The sequence below is a fragment of the Rhizobium sp. RHZ01 genome, from assembly GCF_014851595.1.
GTDB lineage: Bacteria > Pseudomonadota > Alphaproteobacteria > Rhizobiales > Rhizobiaceae > Rhizobium > Rhizobium altiplani.
Genome location: NZ_JACUZZ010000007.1, coordinates 169,772 through 195,012 on the forward strand (window position 1 = coordinate 169,772; position 25,241 = coordinate 195,012).

Sequence of the window (25,241 nt, forward strand, 5' to 3'; positions counted from 1 at the left end):
ATTATCCCTGATCCGCCTGCAGCAATATCTCGATGCGCCGGTTGGCAGCATTGAACGGATCGGCCGGCTCCTTCAGCATGCGATCGGCAAAGCCCGAAACCTGCGAGACGCGTTTTTCGTCGAGTCCGCCCCGAACGACCATGTAGTAGGCCGCCTGGGCACGATCCATGGACAAGCGCCAGTTCTCGTTTTCACCCTTGTATTGACGGCCGTCCGTATGACCGCGGATGGCGACTGCGCCCGGCTTGCTCTTCAGGATCTCACCGATCTTTTCCATTGCGAGCACCATTTCCTTGCGCGGAACGGCCGACCCGATATTGAACATGGAATCGTCGCTCTGATCGGAGATGCTGACCAAGAGGCCGCCTTCCGACGCCGTAACCGTGAGGCCTTCGGCGAGCTTGCCGGCCACGCCGCTGATCTGCTGCGCGATTTCCTTTTGCAGGTCCTCGGCCTTCTTCTGCCCAACGGCTTTTTGCGCCTCGGCTTGCGGCTTGTCCTTTGCTGTCGCTGCGGCTTGTGCGTCCTGACTCTCGCCGGCGTCCGCCGCTTTCGTCAGATCCGCCGGGTTCCCGGATTCGGCCTTCGCAACTTCCGTGGCGTCCGCTGCTTCATCAGCAGGAACATCTTTCGAAGCCGGCTGCCTTTTGTTGGCATGGGTAACTTCGACCTGCTTCGTCCAGAAGTCGGGATCGAACGGGTCACGATAAGCCTGGCCACCGTCGGCTCCGGTTGCAGGACCGGAGTCGCTCGCGCCGCCCTCACCCTTGGCGCTGACGTTTGCCTGCTGGCCGACCTCCTGCGCAATTTCTGCCAGGACCGAATAGGGATTCTCGAAGAAGTCGGCTTCGGAGTAGTTCGTTTGGTCGCCGGATGTCGAGGTCTGGTCGTCGCCGTTTGCCGCCGCCGCGCCCTCGTTGGGTTTGTCCTCCTTTTCCTTCGACTTCTCCTGATTCTGATCGCCATCCGCCTGATCGACAGGCTTCTTCAGGCCTTTTTGCGTGGGCTTCTCGTCGGAGAGCTTGATCGGATTGAAATAGGTCGCGACGGAGGCCTTGGTTTCCTCGTTCGCGGCGTTGACCAGCCACATGACGAGAAAGAACGCCATCATGGCCGTCATGAAGTCGGCGTAGGCGATCTTCCAGGCGCCGCCATGCGCCCCATCGTGATCGCCGCCGCCATGCCGCTTGACGATGATGATCTCGTTCTTGCCGTGATGGTGGTTTTCGCTCTCACTCATTCCAGAACTTTCTTCAAGCTCGTCGCCCAGGCCGACATGCGCGTCACAAGGACGGCGTCGCCAAATTCGACAGTCAGGTCGACATCGCCGGTTTCAAGGTGGCGCAGAAGACCTGCCTTTTCGCCAAGAGTACCCTTCAACACATCGAACAGCCGGGCAGGTCCCTTGACGGTCACGGTGCCGACATCGCCTTCCAATACCGCCTCGCGAAGAATGCCGGCGAGATCGACGGCAGCCTTCTGCGACAGGACATCGGTCATTACGGGGGCCAGCGCCCTTGCGACAGTCGCGCTGACAAGCTCGGCAATCGCGCTCGCCATGGCATCAAGCCGGGAGGCGACCAGCGCCGCAGTCTCAACCTCGTAGCGGTCGCGAAGCTCTTCGACCTCGCGCTGGTGAACAAAGGCGACCGTTTGCGCTTCCAGTTCATACTTCTCCGTCAACACGGCGGTCGCTTCCGCATAGCCCTCGGCGTGAGCATTGTGGCGCTCTGCTTCGAGATCGACGACGGGCTCTGAGGCAAGATCGGCAAAGCCGCCAAAGTCGTTCGCGAAATCGTCCGCATCCACGACGGGAGCGGCGACGGCCGGTTCTCCAAAATCCTTGAGATACCGAGAAAGCAGCGCGCTCACCGAATCCACCCTCTCGCTGCAGAAGACTGCGACATGCCGCGCCCCATCATGAACTGACAACTCATCAGGCACGGTTTCCGCACTGCGCCTTTGTATCGAAACTAGCCAGTCAAACTTGCGCGAGGATGAAGGGTGAGGCCCAACAAGCTCACCCGCGCCTCACCTCACTATTGCAGCAGGAGCAGTACTTTGCTGGCGGCTGTGTTCAGGATCGAGATCGTCTGAATGCCCATCTGCTGTTGCGCAAGCAACGCCTTCTGAAGGGTCGCCGTTTCGTCCATGTCGGTGTCAACGAGTGCACCGACACCTTTGTCGATCAAGTCAGACATGTCCGCGGTGTAGGCAACGCGATCGCCGATACGCGCGCTCATCGTGCCGAGGCCAGCCGCGGTCTCCGTCAGTGTCGACAACAGGGAATCGACCACTGCGATCATATCGTCCACCTGTGCGGACGTCGTATTGCTATCGAGCTTTATTTCCGTTCCAGTCGCCGGCGTCGTCGAGCCGGCGCTAAGCAGATAATAGTTGCGCGCCGTCGCAGTGCCGTCGGAATTCAGGGTGTTCGCATCTACCGTTTTCGTGAGCAGTCCGCGATTGGCGTCCGTCATATCGATCATGACGGTCTGGTCCGCCGGGAAATCGATGGTTTGCATCTGGTATTCACCACTCGCGCCGCGCACGAAACCGCCGATCACGGATCGCGAGGTCGGAAGCGTGGCATCTCGGTTAAGAAGCCAGTTCTCGCCGGCGATGCTGGTCGACTGAACCGTCGTCTGCAGTTGTCCCTTCAACTCGCTGAGGCTGGTATTAAGCTTCGTCTTGTCGACGCCGGCTTCCTTCGCCGTCAGCAGCGTCTTGCGGATCTCGCCCAACTGGTCAATTAGGCTGTCCATCGAGGTATAGGCAGTATCGACCTTCGATGCGCCGACGCCAAGCGCGTCGTGAATGTTCTGCAGCGAATTGCTGTCCGAGCGCATGACGCTTGCAAAGGACCAATAGGTTGCGTCGTCCGCAGCCGTTTCGACGCGGTAACCCGACGAAACCTGCTGCTGAACCGTTGCGGCGTCCTTGTTGATGATGCGCAGCGCCGCGAGGGCGTTCACCTGTGCCGAGCTGGTAATTTTGTATGTCATTTTCTGGCTCTGAATAGGGAAACGGGACAGGCCGGCGAGCGGCAGCGACTGAGCTGGCGTCATGCCCCCGACTGGATCCTCCAGGCCGGTTTGTCGCTAAAACAAATCAACTGTTAAGCGAAGGTAACCAAGGCTCCGGACCGGCGCAAGGGCTACGGCGTCGGTGCCGCAAGCCTCGCGCAACCTTGATTATCGCTTCAAAAACAAAGATAAAGCCGCATCTCGCGACGCGGCTTTCGGTCTCACTTCGTGGCTGGCAGCGTTCTTAGCCCTTGAACAGCGTGAGGACGTTCTGTGCGCTGTTGTTGGCGATCGACAGCGACTGGATCGCCAGTTGCTGCTGTGTCTGCAGCGCGGTCAGCTTGCTCGATTCCTCTTCCATGTCAGCGTCAACGAGGCGTCCGACGCCCGAGTCGATCGAGTCGCTGAGGTTCGAAACGAAGCTTTCCTGAAGATCGATCCGGGTGGAGATCGAACCGAGCTGCGAACCCGCCTTCGTCAGCGCGCTGAGGCCGTTTTCCACGGTGGTCAATGCCAGGTTAATATCGCTGTCGCTGAAGCTCGTGATGTCCATGCTGAAGATCGAGCCAACGCTGCCCGAGGAGGTTCCGATGATACCAGTCGCAGTGTCGATTGCTCCGGTTGTCGTCATGCCAAACAGAACGTTGCCGCTGGTCGAGTCATCGAGGAAATATTCTGTCGTCTGGACGGACACCTGTCCATTCGCGTCGCGGACGAACGAGGAGACCACGCTTTTCGTTGTATTGCCTGCAACCCAGTTTTCACCGGAGAAGGAAGCAGATTGCGCAACACTCAGCAACTGTTGCTGCAGCTGCGCGATTTCGTCCTGAACCTTGGTCTTGTCGACGCCCTTTTCCGTTGCGGCTACGATCTTGGCCTTGATCTCGCTGACGATATCGATGGCGCTATCCATGGCGGAATATGCGGTATCGACCTTCGCCGCGCCGAGGCCAAGCGCGTCGGAGACGGCCGACAGCGCCTTGTTGTCCGAGCGCATCGTCGTCGCAATAGACCAATAGGCAGCGTTGTCCTTGGCTTCCGCGACGCGGTAGCCTGACGAAACACGGCTCTGCGTTTCTTCCAGGCTGCCATTGATGCTGCGGAGGGTCTGGAGGGCGGACATTGCCGCGACGTTCGTCAAAATGCTGGTCATGAAATTATTGGTCCTTGGCTGGCAAATATTGAAAAGGACACTCCGGTCCGCCACCGGGAACGGCAATCAGCTTCATGCCCGCTAACCGCTTCTTAAGCTTGGTTAACATACCGTTTCGTTGACGGCAGAAAACATGAGTTTGGTTAACGCCGAGTTAACAAACATAAAAAAGCCGCGCTCGGGGGAGCGCGGCTTCGATCGGCGATCTTTCGGTTTGAAGCGCCCGCGGGCGCTCCTGCTATTAGCTGCGGAACAGCGAGAGGATGTTCTGCGAAGAGGAGTTCGCGATCGACAGCGACTGGATCGCCAGCTGCTGCTGGGTCTGCAGGGCGCTGAGCTTGGAGGACTCTTCTTCCATGTCGGCGTCAACCAGGCGGCCGATACCGGAGTCGATCGAGTCGCTGAGCGAGGAGACGAACTCGGTCTGGATATCAACGCGCTGCTGCAGCGAACCGAGCTGCGAACCGAGAGTGGTCATGTTCTTCAGCGTGGTTTCGACGTCCGTCAGCAGGTTGTCGATTGCGGCCTGGGTCGTGGTGTTGCCGATCGTGAAGCCGTAGACCGACTGGCCGGAGCTTGCGCCGGTCCCACCAAGAATGCCGCCGGTGGTCGTGCCGTTGAACAGGGTGTTGGCCGTGCCGAGCACATAGTCGGTGGTCTTGATCGAGACCGTGCCGCCGGTGCCGCGGACGAAGGAGGAAACGACGCTGACGGTACCGCCGGTGTTGTTGACCCAGTTTTCGCCGTTGAACGAAGCGGATTGGGCAACGCTGTAGAGCTGTGCCTGCAGCTGGGTGATTTCGTCCTGAAGTTTGGTCTTGTCGACACCAGCTTCGCTGGCTGCAACGAGCTTTGCCTTGATCTCGCCGACGAGATCGATGGCGCTGTCGACAGCCGTATATGCGGTGTCGAGCTTGGCGGCGCCCATGCCGAGGGCGTCGGAAACAGCCGAAAGGGCCTTGTTGTCCGACTTCATCGTCGTGGCGATCGACCAGTAGGCAGCGTTGTCGGCAGCCTTGCCGACGCGCAGGCCAGACGAAACGGCGTTCTGCGTGTCCGCCAGATTGCTGTTGACGTTGCGCAGCGTCTGGAGTGCCGCCATTGCGGAGTTGTTGGTCAGAATGCTGGTCATTGATTTGCCCCTTTGGCAGAATTGATGTGAAGGGACATTCCGGACTTTCTACCGGGAACGGCGGTCAGCGTCATGCCTGTTGATCGCTTCGTACTGCGCAATCAACTCGCCGTTTCGATAGGCCCATATGACGGCATCATGGTTAAGAAATCCTGAACCCGTATGGGGAAATTTATTAAAAATATCCGCTAGTTACGGATCGTTCGTTAACTGGAAATTAAAACACTTACGGCCGGGAATGACCCGGCCGCAAGCTTTCTTCAATCTGCCGTACGGGCTATTAGCGGAACAGCGAGAGGATGTTCTGCGAAGAGGAGTTCGCGATCGACAGCGACTGGATCGCCAGCTGCTGCTGGGTCTGCAGGGCGCTGAGCTTGGAGGACTCTTCTTCCATGTCGGCGTCGACCAGGCGGCCGATACCGGAGTCGATCGAGTCGCTGAGCGAAGACACGAAGTCCGACTGGATGTCGACGCGAGTCTGGAGCGAACCGAGCTGCGAACCGAGGGTGGTCATGTTCTTCAGCGTGGTTTCGACGTCCGTCAGCAGGTTGTCGATGTCGCCTTGGGTCGTGCTAGTACCGATCGTGAAGCCGTAGACCGACTGGCCGGAGCTTGCGCCGGTCCCACCAAGAATGCCGCCGGTGGTCGTGCCGTTGAACAGGGTGTTGGCCGTGCCGAGCACATAGTCGGTGGTCTTGATCGAGACCGTGCCGCCGGTGCCGCGGACGAAGGAGGAAACGACGCTGACGGTACCGCCGGCGTTGTTGACCCAGTTTTCGCCGTTGAACGAAGCGGATTGGGCAACGCTGTAGAGCTGTGCCTGCAACTGGGTGATTTCGTCCTGAAGCTTGGTCTTGTCGACACCAGCTTCGCTGGCTGCAACGAGCTTTGCCTTGATCTCGCCGACGACGTCGATGGCGCTGTCGACAGCCGTATATGCGGTGTCGAGCTTGGCGGCGCCCATGCCGAGGGCGTCGGAAACAGCCGAAAGGGCCTTGTTGTCCGACTTCATCGTCGTGGCGATCGACCAGTAGGCAGCGTTGTCGGCAGCCTTGCCGACGCGCAGGCCAGACGAAACGGCGTTCTGCGTGTTATTCAAGCCCTTGTTGACGTTGCGCAGCGTCTGGAGTGCCGCCATGGCGGAGTTGTTGGTGTTAATGCTTGTCATAAGTCTGTCCCCAAAAACAAAATACAAAAGGAGGACATACCGGACTTCTATACCGGCGATGACGGACCAGCTTCATGCCACTCGGTGCCGTTTCTCTTGAGCAACCAAACCCGTCATGTCGGGAACAATTTTGCAGCCATTCATTGCCAACTCATTAAAACGGCTGATGAAACGGCGTCAGGTCCACGATGTGGTTAACGGTGTCCAAACACCCATAGGCGCCAGACCCAGCGGAACACGTCGGCTTCAAGCAAGCTTGGTGTGTCTAGATAGAGCAAAACTAGGCGCAATATGGCCTGCGCGCGCGTGGCCTTGGCGCTCGTCGACAAAGTTCCGAATGGGGTGGGCTCTTGAATACCAATATTTCGTTTGCAGCGGCTTCGAAAGACTACCAAAAGGGACAGTATCTCAAGTCGCTTGAAGCGCTGAACCAAATCATCAACACGCAGAAGGATGTAAAAACGTACGTCCTGCTTGCCAAGAACCTGCTGAAACTCGGCTTCAAATCGGAGGCGGCAAGTGCCTATGCGTTGGCGGGCGAACTCGACAGCAACAAGGAGTCGCTTTACACGCGCGAAGCCGCGCTTCTGTATTTTGCTTGCGGCGACGAGGAGCAGGCCCTGCTTTACGCACTTCGTCTCATGTCTCTCGCTAGGTCCGACGTCGACCTTGCCAGCGTGCTTGTTAACATTCATCTGAAGCAGGGCCGAAAAGATCTCGTTAGTCCCTACCGCGACGTCATTTCCAAGAGCAGCAACCCGGACCATGCGCGCCTCGCCGTGCGAATGGTCGGCGACGACATTCTGGATGCGACCAACGAGACGCTTATCCGCAATCTCTTCAAGAAGTTTCCGGAGATCATATCGCTCCGGCTGCTCCTGCTCGTTTTCGCGCGCGAGGTGTGCGATTTCGATTTGGTCGCAAGGGAGTTTCAGTCCGTGCAGCGAATGCTCGAAAAGGGCGACCTGGGCTTCCTGGAACGCGACAACCCTTTCTACAACCTCCATTGGTGTGGCAACGAGGCGCTCAATGCGCGCGCCTCCCACACTCCTTCGCTTCCCCTGAAGGAGGCAGCCGCGCGGCGCAAAGCCGTTCCCCATTCATGGGGAGACAAAATTCGGATCGGTTATCTCTCCTCGGACTTTTGGGTTGGGCATGCGACCATGAAGTTGCTGCGCCGCGTCCTCGAGCTGCATGACCGAGACAAGTTCGAGGTGACGCTCTTCTGCCATACCGCGGAGAAACACCTGGAACATGAGGCCAGCACTGTCGATCGCTCACAGTGGGGCGAAGTATGCATCGTCCGGGACATGACCGATGAAGAAGCCGCACAAGCCATTCGTGAGCGGCAGATCGACATCCTGATTGATCTCAAGGGGCACACACTCGGCGGACGGTCCAGAATACTAAACTATGGCGGGGCGCCAATACAGGCGACATGGCTTGGCTTCCCGGGCACGGTAACGGACATCGATCTTGACTACTCGATCGGCGATCGCTTCGTGCTGCCCGAGGGCAGTGAAGCGCACTATTACGAGAAGTTGGTGCGCATGCCGGACAGCTATCAGCCCAATGATCCCGCCAACCGTCCGAAGCCGAGGCCAACAACACGTGCTGAGGTCGGTTTGCCGGAGGATGCATTCGTCTTTGCCTCGTTCAACGCAAACCGCAAGATCAACGCGGACATACTCGACGTCTGGTGCAACATTCTCAAGCGCACGCCGAACAGCGTACTTTGGCTTATGCTTTCGTCACCGCGTACCGAGGCCAACTTGCGGAACTATATGAACAGGAGGGGGATCGATTCGAAGCGAGTGATCTTCTGCCCCCGCGTATCCTACGAAGAGCACATCGATCGCCAGCAGATGGCGGACCTCGGTATCGACACCTTCCCGGTCAACGGCCACACAACCACTTCCGAACAGCTCTGGGGTGGCCTGCCAGTCCTGACGGTCAAGGGCACCAATTTCGCTTCCCGCGTCACCGAGAGTCTGCTCAACGCAATCGGCTTGCCGGAACTCGTCGCCGCCGACATCAAGGCCTACGAGGACATGGCCGTCGAGCTCGCGAGCAGCCCGGAGCGCATTGCCGACTACAAGCAGCGCATTCGCCAGAACGCCTGCATCATGCCGCTGTTCGATGCGGAACGCTTCACGCTCCACCTCGAGAAGTCCTACGAGGTCATGGTGGAGCGCGCCAAGATGGGACTGGACCCTGACCACATCGACGTTCCGGCCCTGCCGCCGCGCACGGAGCCATTCTTCAGCTTCGACTAGATGGAAGCCACACACAACAAAAAGCCCGCCGGTGAACGCCAGCGGGCCTTTTGTTGTGTGGAGTGTGAAGCCGCGAAACCTCGTCAGTGGAACGAGCGGACCAGACTTCCGACCAACAGGTTCCAGCCGTCGATGAGCACGAAGAAGAGAATCTTGAATGGCAGCGAGATCGAGGTCGGCGGCAGCATCATCATGCCCATTGCCATGGTGATGGTGGCGACGATCAGATCGATGACCAGGAAAGGAAGGACGACGAGAAAGCCTATCTCGAAGCCGCGGCGGATTTCCGAAATCATGAAAGCCGGAATGAGGACGCGGTAGTCGATCTTCTCGCCGGTCTCGACAGTTTGGCCACGCTCGCGCGCCAGATCCACGAAAAGCGCCAGATCCTTGTCGCGGGTGTTGTTCGCCATGAATCCCCGGAAGGGCTCGGCGATACGCGCCACCGCCTGCTGCTCGTCGAGCTGGTTCGACAGGAGCGGCTGGACGCCGGTCTGCCATGCCTGATCGAACGTGGGCTGCATGACGTAGAAAGTCATGAACAACGCGAGCGACAGGAGGATCATGTTGGAGGGCGTGGAAGACAGGCCCATTCCCGATCGCAGGATCGAGAATGCAATGATGAAGCGCGGGAAGCTCGTCACCATGATCAGGATGCCCGGAGCGACCGAAAGAACGGTCAACAGGCCGAATGTTCTGATGATCCATGCCGCAACCGAACCGTCGACCGGCAAGTTCAAAAGGTTTGATGGGAGCTGCTGCGCATGGGCCAGCTCCGGTGCCGCCATCATGGCAGCGAATAACAATATGAATCGAATCATTCGACGACGAAGGTCCTGAACATGACCTTCGATACGCGCCCTTGCGCGCGAAGGTCAACACGCTCCTGGATGTCATCCTTAAGATATTCGAAGCCTCGCGGTCCCTCGATCTGCTGCAGCGAAACCGTACGGACATAGGCGAGGATGTCCTGATGGACATCCTCGGCGACCTTGACGTCCGGCGGGCCGTTAAAGAGCAGCGCGACTTCCAGGCGAACTAGGCTTTCCGAGGGATAGGCAAGGTTCGTGGTGATGGGCTCGAGTTGAACGATGTTGTTGGCTTCCGTCGAAATGCGAGGCAGGCCCGCCTCGCCTTCCTTTTTCTGCGCGGCCTCGTCCCTGGCCGCCTTGGCCTGTTCCGCCTGCTCGGCGCCTTTGATGCTGGGCGCAACCATGTCACCGACCACCCAGCCGCCGCCGGCGCCGAGCAGCGTCAGGACCGCAAGCCCGACGATCGTCATTATTGTGGCCTTTTTCGGCTGGCCCCCAGCGGTTTCTGTCTCTGCCATGATGTGTGCCTCAGAGCGGCGAGAAGAGATCGACGGCCTGCTGGCCGCGCGGCGGCTGCTGTACTTCCATCAGGCGGCCGCGACCGCCGTAGGAGATGCGCGCTTCAGCAATCTTCTCGTAGGAAATCTGGTTGTCGGAGTTCACGTCCTGCGGGCGCACGATACCGGCAACGTTGAGAATGCGGATCTCCTGATTGACGCGAACCTCCTGAGAACCGCTGATCACGAGGTTGCCGTTCTCGAGGATACCGGTGACGACGGCGGCGACCATGAGCTTCAGCGTTTCGGACCGGTCGATCTTCCCCTTGCCGTCGGTACTGGTATCCGAACCGTAGGTCACATCGGTCTTCGACTGAGGATTCCAACCCATGACGTTGGCGTTCACATCCCAGTTCAGGCCGCTCGAGTTGGTCCGGCTGCGGCTGGTGTCGTTCTCGAACTTCGCCTTGTCGTTGATCTGGATATCGACGGTCAGGATGTCGCCGACATTCAGCGCGCGCGCATCCTTGAAGAGGGCGGCCTGCGAGTCGCTCCAGAGAGAATAGCCCTGCGCGACCTGGCGCGGCTGCTTCGGATAAAGCGCCATCTGCGGCGTCTGGCCATAAGCAAGGCCGCTGCCGATCGGGCTCATGGCTGGGGCGCGACCGATCTCATTGACAGCCTGCGGCGATGCGCAGCCTGCAAGAAGGGCTACGGCGGCGATCGCGACCGGGAAACGCATGTTCATGAGGGGTCCTTCGACGTATTGGGATCGGACGCGCTGGCGATGATATTGGCGATGACCGCGGCCTTCTGCGGATCCATCTCATTGAGGATCAAGCTCGACTGGGTCGCGTTCAGCCGCATGATGACGGCGGCCGCCACTTCGATCTTCACCTCTTGCAGCTGTGATGCGGCTGCGTCCGGCTTCATTTTCTTATAGATATCGGTGAGGCCCGCTTCGGCCTGCTTGAGGAAATCATCACGGCGCTTCAGCCAGTCCTGATATTCCTCTTTGCGCTTGTTCATTTCCGCAATGCGGGAATCGACGTCGGCGCGAAGCTTCTCGAGTTCCTGCTTCTGCAGCAGATAGCGCTGGTCGCGCGCGGGATCGGCAATGTTCGTGCAGAACTGCTTGATCTCCTCCTGCGATGTCATTTCACCCCTCGGCGACGGCTGTTCCTGTGCGAAGGCGCCGGGAATGGACAACGCCACGACGGCCATCGCAGGCAGTGCAAGCCGCTGAAGCAAGTCTGACAAGGCCATATTCTTCATCATTGCAGGACGAGCTCCGCTTGCAGCGCGCCGGCTGATTTGATGCCCTGGAGGATGGCAATGATGCCATCCGGCTTGACGCCGATATTGTTGAGACCCGCCACGAGCGTCCTGAGATCAGGCCCATCCAGCAGAGCCACCTTGCCGCCCGTCTTCTGCGCAGCGATGTCGGTCTGCGGCTGCACGGCGGTCACACCGCGCGAGAACGGCTCTGGCTGAATGATCTGCGGTGTCTCGGTTACCTGGACAGTGAGAGTACCATAGCTGACGGCAACCGGCGACACGCGCACATCCGCGCCGATGACGATCGTTCCCGTTCGCTCGTTCACCACGACCTTGGCCGGCGTGTCGGTCTCGACGATAAGATTCTCCAGATCGGCCATCAGGCGCGTCAGATCCGCCGTTCTCGGCTTCTGGACGATGACCTCCTGCGCGTCCTTGGCTTCTGCTACCGGGCCGCCGAAGCGAGTGGAAGCATAGCCATTGACGACATCGGCAATGCGGATCGCCGTCGAGAAGTCCGGGTTGCGCAGTTGCAGGACGAGATTGACGGAATCCTTGAAGCGCGAGGGCAGTTCACGTTCGATGATGGCGCCGCCCGGCACCCGTCCAGCGGTCGTCACACCCTCGGTTACCGTCGCGGCCTGGCCCTGGGCGGTGAAACCCGAGACCACGACCGAGCCCTGCGCGACAGCGTAAATCTGGCCGTCGGCGCCCGACAGCGACGTCATGATCAGTGTGCCGCCGCGCAGCGAAGTCGCGTCGCCAAGCGAACTGACGTTCACGTCGATGCGGCTGCCGGGACTGGCATAGGGTGGCAGATTTGCTGTCACCATGACAGCTGCGGTGTTCTTCGCGTTGGACTGGGTGCCCTGCGTGGAGATGCCGAGGTTCTGCAGCATGGCGCGCATCGACTGCTCGGTAAACGGGGAAGCGCGGAATCCGTCGCCGGTGCCCTGAAGACCGACGACCAGACCGTAGCCGATCAGCTGGTTGTCGCGTCCGGCCTGCAGGGAGGCAATGTCCTTGATGCGCGAGTTCATCGCCGCAGCGGGCGTGACGGCCAGGACATTCGGAGACAGAAACGCGAGGGCTACGAACAGGCGAAAAAACATCTTCATTTTGCGGCCACGTGTATGGTGCCGTCTGCGAGCACGGTGCCGCTGACAATCACGCCGGAATCCATGTTGCGAACGCGGATGAGCTGCCCCGTCATACCATCCTCGAGCGGCGAGCCGGCCGCCGAGATCGTCATCGCGCCGAGCGTGAAGATAAGACGGGTCGAGGAGCCGCGCGTCACAGTATAGGGCTCTCGCAGCGCCGAGACGGAGATCGTGCGCCCCGGCAGGAGCGTGCGCTTCGAAATCATCCCTTCGACCTGGCGGATCGACTTTGCATAGTCGCCCTTGAGGTTGGGGTTGGTCACTTCCACTTCCTGGAGCTGGGCGCCGGAAACGGTTTCGCCGGGGTAGATGGTCGTCGTCGGAACGACGGCATATCCCATGCCGGCAGCGGCTGCTGCCTGCGGCATGGCAAATGCGGTGATCGCAACGGCGGCGGCTGCCGCCCATCCGAGGATATCTTTGACCCGGCAAAACATCATGTTTCGGCCCTTCCCGATTACTTCAGGTTCTTGCTGACGATGGAGGCCATTTCGTCGGCGGTGGTGATGACCTTGGAGTTCATTTCATAGGCGCGCTGCGCCGATATCAGTTCGGTGATTTCCTTCACCGGGTCGACGTTCGACGATTCGAGGTAGCCCTGCTTCATGTAGCCGAAGCCTTCTTCGTCGGGCGTGCCGACCACGGGATCGCCCGACGCAGGTGTCTGCTGAAAGAGGTTGTCGCCGAGAGGCTGAAGGCCGGCCTCGTTGACGAAGTCGGCGATCTGCAGCTGGCCGAGCACGGTCGGATCGGTGTCGCCCGGCAGCTTCGCCGAAACTTCGCCCGAGCGGCTGATGGTCACTTGCGTCGAACCCTGCGGGATCGTGATATTAGGCGCTACCAGGTAACCGTCGGTGGTGACGATCTGGCCAGTCTCGTTTTTATTGAACGCGCCAGCGCGCGTGTAGAGCGTCGTGCCATCGGGCGCCTGGATCTGGAAGAAGCCGCGACCAATAAGCGCTACGTCGAGGTCGTTGCCGGTCTGCGAAAGCTCGCCCTGGATGTGCAGGTTGCGGACGGCGGCCGTCTGGACACCGAGACCGATGTTCGCACCTTCAGGTACGATCGCCTGGTTCGCGCGGTTCGAAACGCCCTTGGCGCGCTCGGTCTGATACAACAGGTCCGTGAATTCAGCGCGAGCGCGCTTGAAGCCGGTCGTGTTGATGTTCGCGATGTTGTTGGCGATGACTTCAAGATTGGTCTGCTGGGCATCCATACCCGTCGCAGCAATGGCAAGCGCTCTCATGGCTTCGTCCTCAAATCAATTACATCTGCATGCGGGTAACGTCGAGAAAGGCCGAAACGACCTTGTCGCGAATGGCGATCGCAGTCTGAAGGGTCTGCTGTGCCTGCATGACGGCATCGACGACTTCACGCGTCGTCGCGGTGCCCTTGATGCCGGCAAAGGACATGCTTTCTGCATTCTTGAGGGTATTGACGGCGCCCGTCGCAACATTGGTGAGAACCGCGCCAAAGCCGCCGTCGTTTGCAGCACTTTCTGCCGCCGATGAAGCTGTGGAGCTGTCCTTCTCGATGGCGGCAAGGCCGCGGGTCATCGACAGGGAGCTGACGCTATTGACGTTGTTGATCATGATTATTGGCTCTTCAGAAGGTCGATTGTCGACGAAATCAGGTCGCGGGATTGCTTGATGGTCTGCAGGTTGGCGTCATACGAACGGTTTGCTTCGCGCATGTCGGCCATCTCGACCAGCATGTTGACGTTCGGGAGCTTGACGATGCCCTTCTCGTCCGCAGCCGGATTGGAGGGGTCGAATTCAGTGATGAACTTCGATTCGTCGACGCCGAACTTCTTGACGTTGACAGTCGTGACGCCATTGGCGCGATCGACCGCTTCGCCGAAGGTGATGGTCTTGCGACGGTAGGGATCGGCACCGGGCGTGTCGCCGGTCGAGCGTGCGTTGGCGATGTTTTCGGACACGATGCGAAGGCGCGTCGATTGCGCTTCAAGCCCGGATCCCGCGATTTTGAGTGCTGCTGACAAAGGATCCATGATCTTAGCTCTTCACTGTCATCAGCATCAGTCGATTGAACGAGCTTACGAGCGACGTGTTCAGATCGTACTGACGCTTGATTTCACCGGACTTCGTGAGTTCCTCGGCTAGACCGACCGTGTTGCCGGACTCCTGCACGCCGATCTCCTGGTCAAGGGCCGCGTCCTTGACGTCGATGTCGCTTTTCGTGCCGAGATCGTTGCCGGTCAGGTGCGCAGCATTCGTGCGCGCCATAATAATGTCCGACCGGTCGAGGGTGGCCTGGAAAGGCGTGATGTCTTTGGCGCGATATTTCGGCGTATTCGCGTTCGCGATGTTGCCGGCCACAACCTCCTGACGGATCGTCAGCCATTCGGCCTGCCGCGACGCCAAGTCGAAAAGTTGAATCGGTTGCATGGGAACTCTCCGTTTTTACTGGGGCGAACCTAGGACGGTAATCTTGCGTCAGACTTACGGAGAATGCGGTCCGACATTCCGTGGCTGCCTGGCGCGCACTCCCATAGTGCGCCGAAGGCTCCGACCGTATCCGGTGGAGCCTTCGACTGATGCGCTTGAGAGCGGTGCACGCTCAATTATGCTGATAGACATCGCCCTTGGAGGTGATGATGACCCATTTGCCATCACGTTCCTCCAGCGTCGCCAACCGGCTTTCGTCCGGCAGAATGGATCCCACCCGAACGACGTACATGCCTGAGGTATCTTCGATCAAGGCACGGCCGTTTGCCACGTGAAGGAGGCGAAAGCCGGATTTTCCGGGGAACGGCTGATCCTCGGCCGGCGGACCCTTATCGTCTTCCTTGCCAATGTTGGAGACCGTCGCGGTCGTCAGCGGATCGACGGGGATCTCGGGCTTCTTGTCGTATCGGTTCTTGTTGGCCATCGCGAGGGGCGAAACGCTGAAGACGTTTCGTGCCGGCCAGTCGGGAAGGTCGCGTGTCCGGTCGCCCTGCGGGACATTGATGCCGAACTTGTCCTCGTTAAAGAAGACGTACCACGGAAAGAAGGCGGACGCCGCCGCCAGGGTAAGGCCGGTAATTGTCAGGGCGCGGTCGAGAAAGACGGTTTTGCGCCGCAGAGGCTTCAGCGGGGCGATCTTCTCATCGTCATCGAAATCTGTCACGTCGCGCCTCTCTACCTGCGGATACTCGGCTGGCCGCCGATGCCGGCCGCGGCTTTCAGGGCGCCGGCCAGATCGGCAAAGGCATCCCTCGAATCGCTATCGCCGGGCGACTGTTTCAAAACATCGTAAATAATCGGTACCTGCTTGACCGCCATATCGAGATCAGGATCGGCGCCCGGGCGATAGCCGCCGATCAGGCGCAGGTCGCGTGTTTCCTCGAAGCGGTGGATGAGCGTCTTCAGGCGAGACACCAGCTTCTCCTGATCCGGGGTCCAGGCCTTGCGCGCCAAACGCGAGATCGAGGCCAGCGGATCGATCGGTGGGTAACGCCCTTCCTCCGCCAGACTACGCTGCAGGACGATGTGGCCGTCCAGAATGCCGCGCGTCGAGTCGGCGATCGGGTCGTTGTGGTTGTCACCATCGACGAGGATGGAAATGATCGCGGTGATCGTTCCGGTCCCCTCCGGTCCGGGTCCGGCACGCTCCAGCAGGCGCGGCAGCTCGGTGAAGACCGAGGCGGGATAGCCACGGGCGATCGGCGGTTCACCCGACGCAGTCGCGACCTCGCGGATCGCGTGGGCAAATCGGGTAACGCTGTCGACGATCAAGAGTACGTTGTCGCCCTGATCGCGGAAATGCTCGGCGATGGTGACCGCTGTCAGCGGCGCCATCTTGCGCAGCATCGGGCTCTCGTCACTCGTCGCGACGACGGCGATCGCCTTCTTCATGTTGTCGCCAAGCGTGTCCTCGATGAATTCGCGCACTTCGCGGCCACGTTCACCCACAAGCGCGATGACGACCTTGTCGAAAGCATCCGCACGGGCCAGCATGGACAGCAGCGTCGACTTACCGACGCCCGAGCCTGCGAAAATGCCGAGGCGCTGGCCGAGGCAGAGCGGCGAGAAAATGTCGATAGCGCGAACGCCCGTCTTGAAGCCTGTCTCCACGCGCTTCCGCGTCATGGACGGCGGCGCCGTGTTCGAAATGGAGCGGCGGCAGAGCCCCTCGACAATGGGACCGAGGCCATCGATCGGCTCGCACAGCGCGTTGATGGTGCGCCCGCACCAGCTGTCCGCCGGAGAGATGCGGAATGCACCCTTGCGGATGACCGTATCATGGATGCCGATCGGCTCGCCCGGCTCGATCGGGCAGACATAGGTCAGTTCAGGCTCGACGCGAACCACTTCGCCGAGGTGGATGCCGGTCGGCGACTTGTGGGCGACGAATTCTCCGAGCCGCACATGGCGCGACAGGCCGGTCACGGTGTAGTGGCCGGCCGCGATCGTCTGGACGTGACCGCCGGGGGCGACCAGGAATTCGGGGCTCGAATAGCGCGACACGAGCCCCGCGAGATGCGTGAGCTTCGGCGAAAGGTCGGATTCGGTGAGCGGCGTATTGCTCATGCTTCAGGCCCCGTTCAGCGGCTGCCGCCGAGCGTCTTGATCGCCTCGCTGAACGAAGTCTCGCTGTCCTTCGAGAGCGACGTCATACTCTCGAAGGCGCGATTGACTTCGATCAGCTGCGTAATCTCGCGCATCGCGTTGACGTTGGAATTTTCGAGATAGCCCTGCCGGACACCGACATTGAAACGATCGGTGACGGCGCGTGGCTGCTCGGTCGTCATGATGCCGCTATTCTCGTAGCGCAGATAGCCCTTGCTGATATCGGCCTCGAAGAGACCCAGCGCACCGACCTGCTTGCCGTCCTGGTAGATCAATCCGTCAGAGCCGACCTTCGGTTCGCCAGCAGCCGTGTTGAGCGTCACCGGCGCACCGCCGGCGTCGAGAACAGGGTAACCTCGAACGGAAACGAGCTCGCCGTTTTCCTTCATCGTGAAGCGGCCATCCTTGGTCAGAACTTTGCCGGCCGGCGTGTCGACCGAGAACCAGGCATCCCCCTTGATCGCGAAGTCGAGCATGTTTCCGGTGTGCTCGAACTCGCCAGTATCGCCGGAGAGATAGTCGTTGCCCTGGGACACATAGGCGATCTTCGCATTGATCTTGTTGCCGGTCTCGCCGAGCATCTCGTCGAATTTCACCTCCGTCCCGCGGAAGCCCGTCGTGTTCACGTTCGCCATGTTGTCGGCGATGGTGGTGAGGCGACGTTCGAGTGCGATCTGCGACGACAAAGAAACATAAAGACCGGATTGCATCCCGATAGGCTCCTGCATTGGCGATGAACGGTACGAAATCCGGGTGTTTGCAGTCGGTTCGACCACGAATTTCGCTGAGGCGGCACCTCAGAAACGGGCACGGATGCCCATTCGTCACCGACAAGCTGACAGCAAATGCTTGCGCGAAGCTGGCATGCAAAAGCTTGATTTGCAGGGACTATCATCAGCCTCACGCAAGCCAGCAGCCCTATCCGTTGAGTTGAAAATAACGATCAGGTTTGGACTGACGATGAATATCATTATCGGATTTGTGATTACCTGCGGCTGTATCGTCGGCAGCTTCATGGCGATGGGTGGCCACGTGGACGCGCTCTGGCAGCCGTTCGAGCTAGTCATCATCGGCGGCGCCGGCCTGGGCAGCTTCGTCATGGGCAACCCGATGAAGGTGGTGAAGGATTCCGGCAAGGCGCTCATCGAAGCCTTCAAGCACACGGTGCCGAAGGAGCGGAATTATCTCGATACGCTTGGTGTCCTCTACTCCCTGATGCGCGATCTTCGCACGAAGTCTCGCAACGAGATCGAAGCCCATATCGACAATCCGGCCGAATCCTCGATCTTCCAGTCCGCGCCGACGATCCTCAAGAACAAGGAACTGACGGCGTTCATCTGCGACTACGTCCGCCTGATCATCATCGGCAATGCCCGCTCGCATGAGATCGAAGCACTGATGGACGAAGAGATCAACACGATCCTTCACGACAAGATGAAGCCCTATCACGCCATCCAGATCATGGGCGACGCCTTCCCCGCGATCGGTATCGTCGCCGCCGTTCTCGGTGTCATCAAGGCCATGGCGCACATCAACGATTCGCCTGAGGTCCTCGGCCACCTGATCGGCTCGGCGCTCGTCGGCACCTTCCTCGGCATCATCCTGTCCTATTGCGTGTGTTCGCCGATCATTTCCCAGATCAAGATCGTCCGCACCAAGCAGCATCGCCTCTACGTCATCGTCAAGCAGACCCTGCTTGCCTACATGAACGGCTCGGTGCCGCAGGTCGCGCTCGAATACGGCCGCAAGACAATTTCGGCCTACGAGCGTCCTTCGATCGACGCGGTCGAGCAGGAAATGATGAATCCCGGCGGCGAGAACAAGGCGGCGTAAACGGTCATGAACGCTCCCCTCAAGAAACCCCTCATGGGCGAAGCCCTTCTTGCCAAACTGACCGGCAGGCTGGGCGACAAGGCCACCGTCGAGAAGATCTGCAGCGGATTCGGCGAAGTCTACGCCGTCTTTCTGCCCGACATCATCAAGAGCGAGACGAACCTCGACGTCGAAGTGGCCTATCTCGGTTGCGACAGCGGGCACAAGAACGAGCTGGTCGCCAACCTCGGCGACAATACGACGCTCGTCGATGCGACGCTCCGCAACTGGTCACCAAACATTACGCTTGCCTGCGGCAACAGCTTCATCATCACCCTGATGGAACACTTGCTGGGTGCGGCGGCAGACGCCGTCGAGCAGCCGGCGGATCGCCTGCTCTCCGTGATCGAGCTCGAGCTTGCGGTCATGGTCTTCGACAAGTTCGCCAATGTCCTTCGTTCGGCAGTGAACGCGCCTGGCGGCTTCGAGCCAGTGCTTGAGTTTCCGCATGCGTTCGAAACACGGATCAAGCCGGCCGAAGACAAGCCCGACGAGTTCGCGGCCGCGATCAACATGTCGATCACGCTCTCCGGCATCACCTCGGATTTCTCGCTGATCGTTCCCCAGGCTGCCCTGCTGAAGACGACGGTGACGGCTCCGAAGGCCAAGGGCCAGTCGGCTAAATCGACCGAATGGAGCGATCAGCTCAGCGAGCAGGTGCGCCGCTCGCCGGTGACGCTCGACGCAAAGATCCGTCTGCAGGACCTGACGCTGCGGACCATTTCGAAACTTGCGGCTGGCGATGTCATCCCCTTCCACGACCGCGGCGACGTCCGCGTCGAAGTCAGCGCCAACAGCAAGGAATTGTACATCTGCGAGTTTGGACGTTCGGGCGAACATTATACCGTCCGGGTGAAGGATACGATTAATTCGGATGACGAGCTCATCCGCCACTTGATGAATTAGCCCATTTTCCAACCGGGCTGCCACGGCAGCTTGAGGCAAGTTTCAACTGGAATAGTGATTTCATGGCGACGAAGAAAACACCCAAGAACAGCGACCTTTCAATGGAGCTCCCGGGCAACGAGGCCGAGCTTGATCAGGCCATCGATGACCTGCGCGGCGTCCTGAAGACCGACGCGGACGGCGGCCTGCCGGATTTTGCTGGAGAGGCCGACGCCTTTAGCGGCAGCACCGACCTGTCAACCTTTGGCGGCGGTTTCGGAGATGCGGCAGAGCCCGCATTTGGTGGCCACGATTTCGGCGCAACATCCGATTTTGGTGGCTCTGCCAACTTCGGCGACAGCTCGTTTGGTGCGATCGCTTCCGAACCTGCCCCGCTCGGCAGCGCCATGCAGTCGAACCTCGACCTGATCATGGATATCCCGATCGACGTTCAGATCATGCTCGGCAGCAGCCGCATGCAGGTCGCCGGCCTGATGAACCTTAACGAGGGCGCAACCATCGCGCTCGACAAGAAGATCGGTGAGCCGGTCGAAATCATGGTGAACGGCCGCAAGATCGCTCGCGGCGAGATCACCGTTCTGGAAAACGACGACACGCGTTTCGGCGTCAAACTGATAGAAGTTCTGAGTACAAAGAAAGCCTGATCCCGGTGCAGGGACGGAGAGGTTAGACCATGATGGACTTTGACGATTTCGGCGGCGCGCTAGCCGAGAAACCGTTGACCCAGGCTGAAAAGGCGGCGGCCGTTCTCCTCGCCATGGGGAAAGGGGTCGCCGGCAGGCTGTTGAAATATTTCACGCAGGCCGAGCTGCAGACGATCATCGGCTCGGCGCAAACGCTGCGTGCGATCCCGCCGGATGAATTGCTCGGACTTGTCGCCGAATTCGAGGACCTGTTCACCGAGGGTGCAGGCCTCATGGATAATGCCAAGGCGATCGAGAGCATCCTTGAAGAGGGTCTCACGCCCGACGAAGTCGACAGCCTGCTTGGCCGTCGCACCACCTTCCAGGCATACGAGACGTCGATCTGGGATCGCCTCGGCGAAGGCGACCCGGCCTTCATCGGCAAGTTCCTCCTGCGCGAACATCCGCAGACTGTCGCCTATATTCTCTCCATGATGCCCTCCTCATTCGGCGCCAAGGTTCTGATGCAGATTCCGGACGGCCGCCGCGCGGACATCATGAACCGTACCGTCAACCTCAAGGCCGTCAGCCCCAAGGCCGCGCAGATCATCGAAAAGCAGGTGCTAAGCCTGCTGGCAGAGATCGACGCCGAGAAGAATTCGATCGGCTCGACGAAGGTTGCGGAACTGATGAACGAGATGGACAAGCCGCAGGTCGATACCCTGCTCACCTCGCTCGAATCGATCAGCCGCGAATCGGTCAACAAGGTCCGTCCGAAGATCTTCCTCTTCGACGACCTCATGCTCATGCCGCAGCGCAGCCGCGTCATGCTCATGAACGATATCTCGTCCGACATCCTGACCATGGCGTTGCGCGGCTCGTCTGCCGACATGCGCGAGGCCGTCCTCGCATCGATCAGCCCGCGCCAGCGCCGCATGATCGAATCGGATCTGCAGAGCGGCACCGTTGGCATCAATCCGCGCGAAATCGCCATCGCCCGGCGCGCCATCGCCCAGGAAGCGATTCGCCTGGCAAACTCCGGGCAAATCCAGCTCAAGGAGACCGAAGGCGAAGGCTCGGCCGCGGCCTAAGCCGCTGTTGTTGTGTACGAAGCACCTCTTCCCGGCCGCTGCGGTTGATCGCCGCGGCGAAAGGGAGATACCTTCTAGGAAAGGCCGCGCCCTGGCGCGGCCGTTTCTTTTTGATGGAGGGCTTCGGCCTTGGCCGACGACGACAAGGACAGCAAAACAGAAGACCCGACAGCGAAGAAGAAAAGCGACGCCGCTGAGAAAGGCAACGTGCCGTTCTCGCGCGAGGTGCCACTGTTTGCCACCGTGCTTGCCACCTTCGTCTATATCATCTTCTTCCTGCCGAGTGGGCTCAGCAAGGTCGGCGAGGCGCTGAAGGACATTTTCGAGCAGCCCGACCAATGGAAACTCGAAACCGGGCCGGACGCGCTCTCCCTGTTCGTTCACCTCGCCTGGGTTTCGGCGGCCTTCCTCGCGCCCGCCTTCATCCTGTTCATGGCGTTTGGCGTTGCCGCGTCCATCTCGCAGAACCTGCCAACGCCGGTGCTCGAGCGCATACGGCCGCAGTTTTCGCGCATTTCGATCGCCAAGGGATGGTCGCGGCTGTTCAGCCTGCCTGGCCTCATCGAGTTCGGCAAATCGCTGACGAAGATCGTGATCGTCGGCGTCGTCATGTTCTTTGCGCTGAAGAGCGAATACTTCAGCGCGATCGATGCGATGTTCTCCGATCCGCAAACGATCTTTACGCGGATGATGACGTCGATGCAAAAGATCACCGTCGTCGTCCTGATCGCCACAGCCGTCGTCGCCATCGCCGACGTCTTCTGGACGCGCTACCACTGGTTCACCGAACTGAAGATGACGCGGCACGAGGTCAAGGAAGAGAACAAGCAGTCGCAGGGTGACCCCTTCGTCAAGAGCCGCCAGCGCTCGCTCATGCGCGACCGTGCCCGCCGGCGCATGATTGCCAATGTCGATCGCGCGACGCTCGTAATCGCCAACCCGACTCACTTTGCCGTCGCCCTGCGCTATGTGCGTGAGGAAAACGACGCGCCTGTCGTCGTCGCCAAGGGGCAAGACCTAATTGCATTGAAAATCAGGGAGATCGCGGAAAAGAATGGGATCCCCGTTTTCGAAGACCCGCCGCTCGCGCGCTCCATGTTTGCGCAAGTCTCGGTCGATAGTGTCATACCGTCTGTATTCTATAAGGCAGTCGCGGAACTCATCCATCGGGTTTACGCGGCGCAAGCCAAGAACAAACGGGTAAGATAGCCGAATGAAAAAATGCCCCTACTCTGCCCAGCGTGAAAAAATCCTGGCTGAAGCCATCAGCCCCGTTGCCACGGAATTGCGGCTTCTGGACGCCTCGGATCTCATCTCTCTTCTGCGCTTCGAGTATTACGGCAATCTTTCCGATCTCGTATCGTCAGCGGCCGAGCTCTTCTTCCACCCCGGCACGGTCAATTTCGGCCATGGCGGCAGCTACACGCTAGAGTGGGGCGGCAAGCCCGAAGTGGTCATCGACCTTGAGATCAAGCCGCGCGGCGTCACGATCTATGCGCAGCTGATGCTTGCAGAGGCGCACGCCGGCATCGAGATCAACCACATCGCGTTCCAGAACCCTTCGGCGGATCCCGACGAAAACACTGTTTTCCTCGAGCAAAGCCTGCGCGACGCACGCTATAACGTCGAACCATTGCAGGCTTTGGCGGGCTAAAGCCCACACGGCTTCTCGTCAGCTGATATATCCAAGACGGATGGCCTTTGCGATCGCCTGGATTCGATTGACCGAATCCAGCTTGATCGTTGCCGAACCGAGATAGGCGTTGACGGTATGCACCGAGAGACCAAGCTTCTCTGCAATCTCTTCGCTGATGCGCCCGTCTCCAGCAAGCTGCAGGCAGGCAATTTCGCGTTCGCTGAGAGCTTCGGCAGCCGCCACGCGGCGCTCGTCGAGCGAAAGCAGGTCGATCATGATCTGGCACGATCTCACGTGCAGTTCGACGATCATATCGCTGGCCGGCTCGAGATCATCGCCCGTAAAGACAACGAAGCCGTTGCCAACGGCGCCGAGGCGCACCGGAAACGCCATGCCGGAAAAGGGAGCCAGGCCGCCCTTCAGGCGCGTCATGAAAGGTGCAATGCTTGCCGGCCCCGGAGCGGCGCGATCAAGCCCGCCAGCCCATACGACTGGAAGAAGCGACTTCTCGATATGATCAAGTAGCGCCTCGCCATGAGCGTCGATGAATGCGCCACTGAAGCCGCTGTTCACCGATCCCCAGTTTTCCAGTTCGCAGACCAAACGCTGCTTTCCCGGGACGCCGGCACCGCTGATTCGATAGACAGCGAAATTCTGGGCGTCGGCGAGCTTCTGCATGCCGATGAGACGCGGAAACAGGTCGGACCGACTAGCGACCTTGCTGACCCGCGCGCCGCGCATTGTTTCCGAATTTCCTATCGATCGACCGGACGACTGCCCCATAACGCCGTCCCCTTAGACGAGATTGTTCCTGACCGCGAATGCGATGGCCTCGGAACGAGTCTTCGTCGCCGTCTTTCGCATGACACTGGTGATGTAGTTGTTGATGGTGTTGCGAGAGATGCCGAGGATCATCGCAATCTCATCGCTCGTTTTGCCCTCGGCGATCCAGAAAAGGCATTCCAGTTCGCGATCGGTCAGCTCGAAGTCCCGGTCGGCCTTGGCGGCGCCGCACTGCAGGAAACTCGTGAAATAGGCGGACAAGAGCCCCACGTCGCGCAAGCGCTCCTGCGACAGAATGAAACCGTCATCGAACAGGAACATCAGCACCAGGCGCGAGCGTCCGATGTTGAACATCAACGAACAGTACTGGCGGCTGGCGCCGTCTGGCGCATCCGCGGAATCCGGCAGGAGCGCGAAATGCGGCTGGAACAGCTGCATACACTTTTCGATCTCCGTCGCACGGGCAAAGCCGCCAACGAAGGTATGCGCCAGATTGGTGACAAGATCGAACGGCCAGTCAGACGAGACCACGAAATCGAGCCCCCCTTCCTGAACCAGATCCGCCCGCGCCAGGAGGTAGTGCGAGGCGCCGACATAGTCGGTCAGGGCGCGCAGGCCGGGTTGCAACCGCCCCGTGCTCGAAATCTCGCAGAGCTGCGCGATCAGTTCGTCACGCGAAGACAGGTTTGTCGCTGCGATGCCAACGAAGTTTGCCTTCTGCGTGTCGCTCTTCAGAGCCTGCAATATCTGCATATCCATTGGCAAAAACCCCGCGGCCGCGAACCACTACGACAGAAACCCGATCCGCGGCCCTTGAGCAAATTGCGCCCCCTCCGCGAACCATCCAACACTACACTAGGTGGTAAACTTCGCCATCTCCGAGTTCTCGGGATTTACATCGCCCGCACTTTGTGCGTTGATTCGCACGGAAATTCCGCTTGTTAATGAATTCTAAAATTAAAGTGATTCGGGGAATCCTGACAATACGATTCGCGTAAAACGCGCAGCTATTTCAGCCCTGTGTCAAGCCTATCCTCAGAAATCTTCGCGTGCGCGCCCGAGCGATGGCAAAACTGTGCCGATCGCGGTGCAGTAGACGGGCAAAAGAAAAAGGCCGGTTGCCCGGCCTCAGATTGCTGACAAACCCCTGGCACCGTCTGGGGGTTTGTGATTCATTGGGACATGTTGAAGAAACCTGCCCCCACCCAGACGGCTCTTGAGATGGTGACGCTCGACAGTCTGGTGCCGAAGGAT

At 59.7% G+C, this 25,241-nt stretch carries 28 protein-coding genes; 7 read left to right on the forward strand and 21 right to left on the reverse strand.

Features of this window, described 5'->3' with window-relative positions:
* Position 1: 1 nt before the first annotated feature.
* From IB248_RS10495 to IB248_RS10520, 6 genes are all read right to left on the reverse strand, one after another.
* On the reverse strand, positions 2-1,240 hold the full coding sequence (locus IB248_RS10495; protein WP_192240780.1) for a MotB family protein: 1,239 nt from the start codon (positions 1,238-1,240) through the stop codon (positions 2-4).
* A complete protein-coding gene (locus tag IB248_RS10500) occupies positions 1,237-1,872 on the reverse strand; it encodes a hypothetical protein (protein ID WP_025659528.1) in 636 nt (211 codons plus the stop codon). Before IB248_RS10500 ends, IB248_RS10495 begins: the two co-directional genes overlap by 4 nt.
* A gap of 167 nt (positions 1,873-2,039) precedes the next feature.
* The gene (locus IB248_RS10505; RefSeq protein WP_192240781.1) at positions 2,040-3,005 is read right to left on the reverse strand and encodes a flagellin; all 966 of its coding nucleotides are present in this window, start codon (positions 3,003-3,005) and stop codon (positions 2,040-2,042) included.
* A 265-nt stretch (positions 3,006-3,270) separates the two neighbouring features.
* Positions 3,271-4,179, reverse strand: a complete 909-nt coding sequence (locus IB248_RS10510) for a flagellin (RefSeq protein WP_018856795.1) — start codon at positions 4,177-4,179, stop codon at positions 3,271-3,273.
* A 241-nt stretch (positions 4,180-4,420) separates the two neighbouring features.
* A complete protein-coding gene (locus tag IB248_RS10515) occupies positions 4,421-5,311 on the reverse strand; it encodes a flagellin (RefSeq protein ID WP_192240782.1) in 891 nt (296 codons plus the stop codon).
* Between the two features lie 280 nt (positions 5,312-5,591).
* The gene (locus tag IB248_RS10520; RefSeq protein WP_192240783.1) at positions 5,592-6,479 is read right to left on the reverse strand and encodes a flagellin; all 888 of its coding nucleotides are present in this window, start codon (positions 6,477-6,479) and stop codon (positions 5,592-5,594) included.
* Between the two features lie 350 nt (positions 6,480-6,829).
* Between IB248_RS10520 and IB248_RS10525 the strand changes: the two genes are divergently transcribed.
* Positions 6,830-8,755 (forward strand): glycosyltransferase family 41 protein, encoded by a 1,926-nt coding sequence (locus tag IB248_RS10525; RefSeq protein ID WP_112649598.1) that lies wholly within the window; start codon positions 6,830-6,832, stop codon positions 8,753-8,755.
* 83 nt (positions 8,756-8,838) lie between these two features.
* Here the strand turns inward: IB248_RS10525 and fliP are convergent, their stop codons facing one another.
* From fliP to flgF, 13 genes are all read right to left on the reverse strand, one after another.
* Positions 8,839-9,576 carry a flagellar type III secretion system pore protein FliP gene (gene fliP, locus IB248_RS10530; protein WP_018859682.1) on the reverse strand — a complete coding sequence of 246 codons (738 nt, stop codon included), beginning with the start codon at positions 9,574-9,576 and terminating at the stop codon, positions 8,839-8,841.
* Positions 9,573-10,085 (reverse strand): flagellar basal body-associated FliL family protein, encoded by a 513-nt coding sequence (locus IB248_RS10535; protein ID WP_192240784.1) that lies wholly within the window; start codon positions 10,083-10,085, stop codon positions 9,573-9,575. Before IB248_RS10535 ends, fliP begins: the two co-directional genes overlap by 4 nt.
* Before the next feature lie 10 nt (positions 10,086-10,095).
* Complete coding sequence (gene flgH / locus IB248_RS10540; RefSeq protein ID WP_025660305.1) at positions 10,096-10,812, reverse strand: flagellar basal body L-ring protein FlgH; 717 nt, start codon at positions 10,810-10,812, stop codon at positions 10,096-10,098.
* Positions 10,809-11,342: a MotE family protein gene (locus IB248_RS10545; RefSeq protein WP_112649602.1), complete on the reverse strand. Its 534-nt coding sequence runs from the start codon at positions 11,340-11,342 to the stop codon at positions 10,809-10,811. The genes flgH and IB248_RS10545 overlap by 4 nt, the downstream gene beginning before the upstream one ends.
* Positions 11,339-12,460: a flagellar basal body P-ring protein FlgI gene (locus IB248_RS10550; RefSeq protein ID WP_018859686.1), complete on the reverse strand. Its 1,122-nt coding sequence runs from the start codon at positions 12,458-12,460 to the stop codon at positions 11,339-11,341. The genes IB248_RS10545 and IB248_RS10550 overlap by 4 nt, the downstream gene beginning before the upstream one ends.
* The gene (gene flgA / locus IB248_RS10555) at positions 12,457-12,942 is read right to left on the reverse strand and encodes a flagellar basal body P-ring formation chaperone FlgA (protein WP_192240785.1); all 486 of its coding nucleotides are present in this window, start codon (positions 12,940-12,942) and stop codon (positions 12,457-12,459) included. Before flgA ends, IB248_RS10550 begins: the two co-directional genes overlap by 4 nt.
* Before the next feature lie 17 nt (positions 12,943-12,959).
* Positions 12,960-13,748, reverse strand: coding sequence for a flagellar basal-body rod protein FlgG (gene flgG / locus IB248_RS10560; RefSeq protein WP_018859688.1), 789 nt, complete (start codon positions 13,746-13,748; stop codon positions 12,960-12,962).
* 19 nt (positions 13,749-13,767) lie between these two features.
* Positions 13,768-14,094: a flagellar hook-basal body complex protein FliE gene (locus IB248_RS10565; RefSeq protein ID WP_112649604.1), complete on the reverse strand. Its 327-nt coding sequence runs from the start codon at positions 14,092-14,094 to the stop codon at positions 13,768-13,770.
* Between the two features lie 2 nt (positions 14,095-14,096).
* The gene (gene flgC, locus IB248_RS10570; RefSeq protein ID WP_018116161.1) at positions 14,097-14,513 is read right to left on the reverse strand and encodes a flagellar basal body rod protein FlgC; all 417 of its coding nucleotides are present in this window, start codon (positions 14,511-14,513) and stop codon (positions 14,097-14,099) included.
* A 4-nt stretch (positions 14,514-14,517) separates the two neighbouring features.
* Entirely contained in the window at positions 14,518-14,910 is a 393-nt protein-coding gene (gene flgB / locus IB248_RS10575) for a flagellar basal body rod protein FlgB (protein WP_192240786.1), read from the reverse strand.
* A gap of 172 nt (positions 14,911-15,082) precedes the next feature.
* Positions 15,083-15,634: a flagellar protein gene (locus tag IB248_RS10580; RefSeq protein ID WP_192240787.1), complete on the reverse strand. Its 552-nt coding sequence runs from the start codon at positions 15,632-15,634 to the stop codon at positions 15,083-15,085.
* Positions 15,635-15,645: 11 nt separating this feature from the next.
* Entirely contained in the window at positions 15,646-17,037 is a 1,392-nt protein-coding gene (gene fliI / locus IB248_RS10585) for a flagellar protein export ATPase FliI (RefSeq protein ID WP_192240788.1), read from the reverse strand.
* 14 nt (positions 17,038-17,051) lie between these two features.
* Entirely contained in the window at positions 17,052-17,786 is a 735-nt protein-coding gene (gene flgF / locus IB248_RS10590) for a flagellar basal-body rod protein FlgF (RefSeq protein WP_192240789.1), read from the reverse strand.
* 250 nt (positions 17,787-18,036) lie between these two features.
* Here flgF and motA point away from each other — a divergent pair, with 250 nt between their 5' ends.
* The 6 genes from motA (at position 18,037) to IB248_RS10620 (ending at position 23,222) form a co-directional block, all read left to right on the forward strand.
* The gene (gene motA, locus IB248_RS10595) at positions 18,037-18,909 is read left to right on the forward strand and encodes a flagellar motor stator protein MotA (protein ID WP_192240790.1); all 873 of its coding nucleotides are present in this window, start codon (positions 18,037-18,039) and stop codon (positions 18,907-18,909) included.
* A gap of 6 nt (positions 18,910-18,915) precedes the next feature.
* Positions 18,916-19,854 carry a FliM/FliN family flagellar motor switch protein gene (locus IB248_RS10600; protein WP_025660311.1) on the forward strand — a complete coding sequence of 313 codons (939 nt, stop codon included), beginning with the start codon at positions 18,916-18,918 and terminating at the stop codon, positions 19,852-19,854.
* A gap of 62 nt (positions 19,855-19,916) precedes the next feature.
* A complete protein-coding gene (fliN, locus tag IB248_RS10605; RefSeq protein WP_192240791.1) occupies positions 19,917-20,498 on the forward strand; it encodes a flagellar motor switch protein FliN in 582 nt (193 codons plus the stop codon).
* Positions 20,499-20,527: 29 nt separating this feature from the next.
* Positions 20,528-21,568 (forward strand): flagellar motor switch protein FliG, encoded by a 1,041-nt coding sequence (fliG, locus tag IB248_RS10610; RefSeq protein ID WP_018859697.1) that lies wholly within the window; start codon positions 20,528-20,530, stop codon positions 21,566-21,568.
* A gap of 129 nt (positions 21,569-21,697) precedes the next feature.
* The gene (flhB, locus tag IB248_RS10615) at positions 21,698-22,777 is read left to right on the forward strand and encodes a flagellar biosynthesis protein FlhB (RefSeq protein ID WP_192240792.1); all 1,080 of its coding nucleotides are present in this window, start codon (positions 21,698-21,700) and stop codon (positions 22,775-22,777) included.
* Positions 22,778-22,781: 4 nt separating this feature from the next.
* Positions 22,782-23,222, forward strand: a complete 441-nt coding sequence (locus tag IB248_RS10620) for a hypothetical protein (protein ID WP_018117036.1) — start codon at positions 22,782-22,784, stop codon at positions 23,220-23,222.
* Between the two features lie 18 nt (positions 23,223-23,240).
* On the opposite strand, the gene IB248_RS10625 is transcribed toward IB248_RS10620, so the two are convergent.
* Positions 23,241-23,987 carry a helix-turn-helix transcriptional regulator gene (locus IB248_RS10625; RefSeq protein ID WP_192240793.1) on the reverse strand — a complete coding sequence of 249 codons (747 nt, stop codon included), beginning with the start codon at positions 23,985-23,987 and terminating at the stop codon, positions 23,241-23,243.
* Between the two features lie 12 nt (positions 23,988-23,999).
* Positions 24,000-24,746, reverse strand: a complete 747-nt coding sequence (locus IB248_RS10630; RefSeq protein WP_192240794.1) for a helix-turn-helix transcriptional regulator — start codon at positions 24,744-24,746, stop codon at positions 24,000-24,002.
* Positions 24,747-25,241 lie beyond the last annotated feature (495 nt).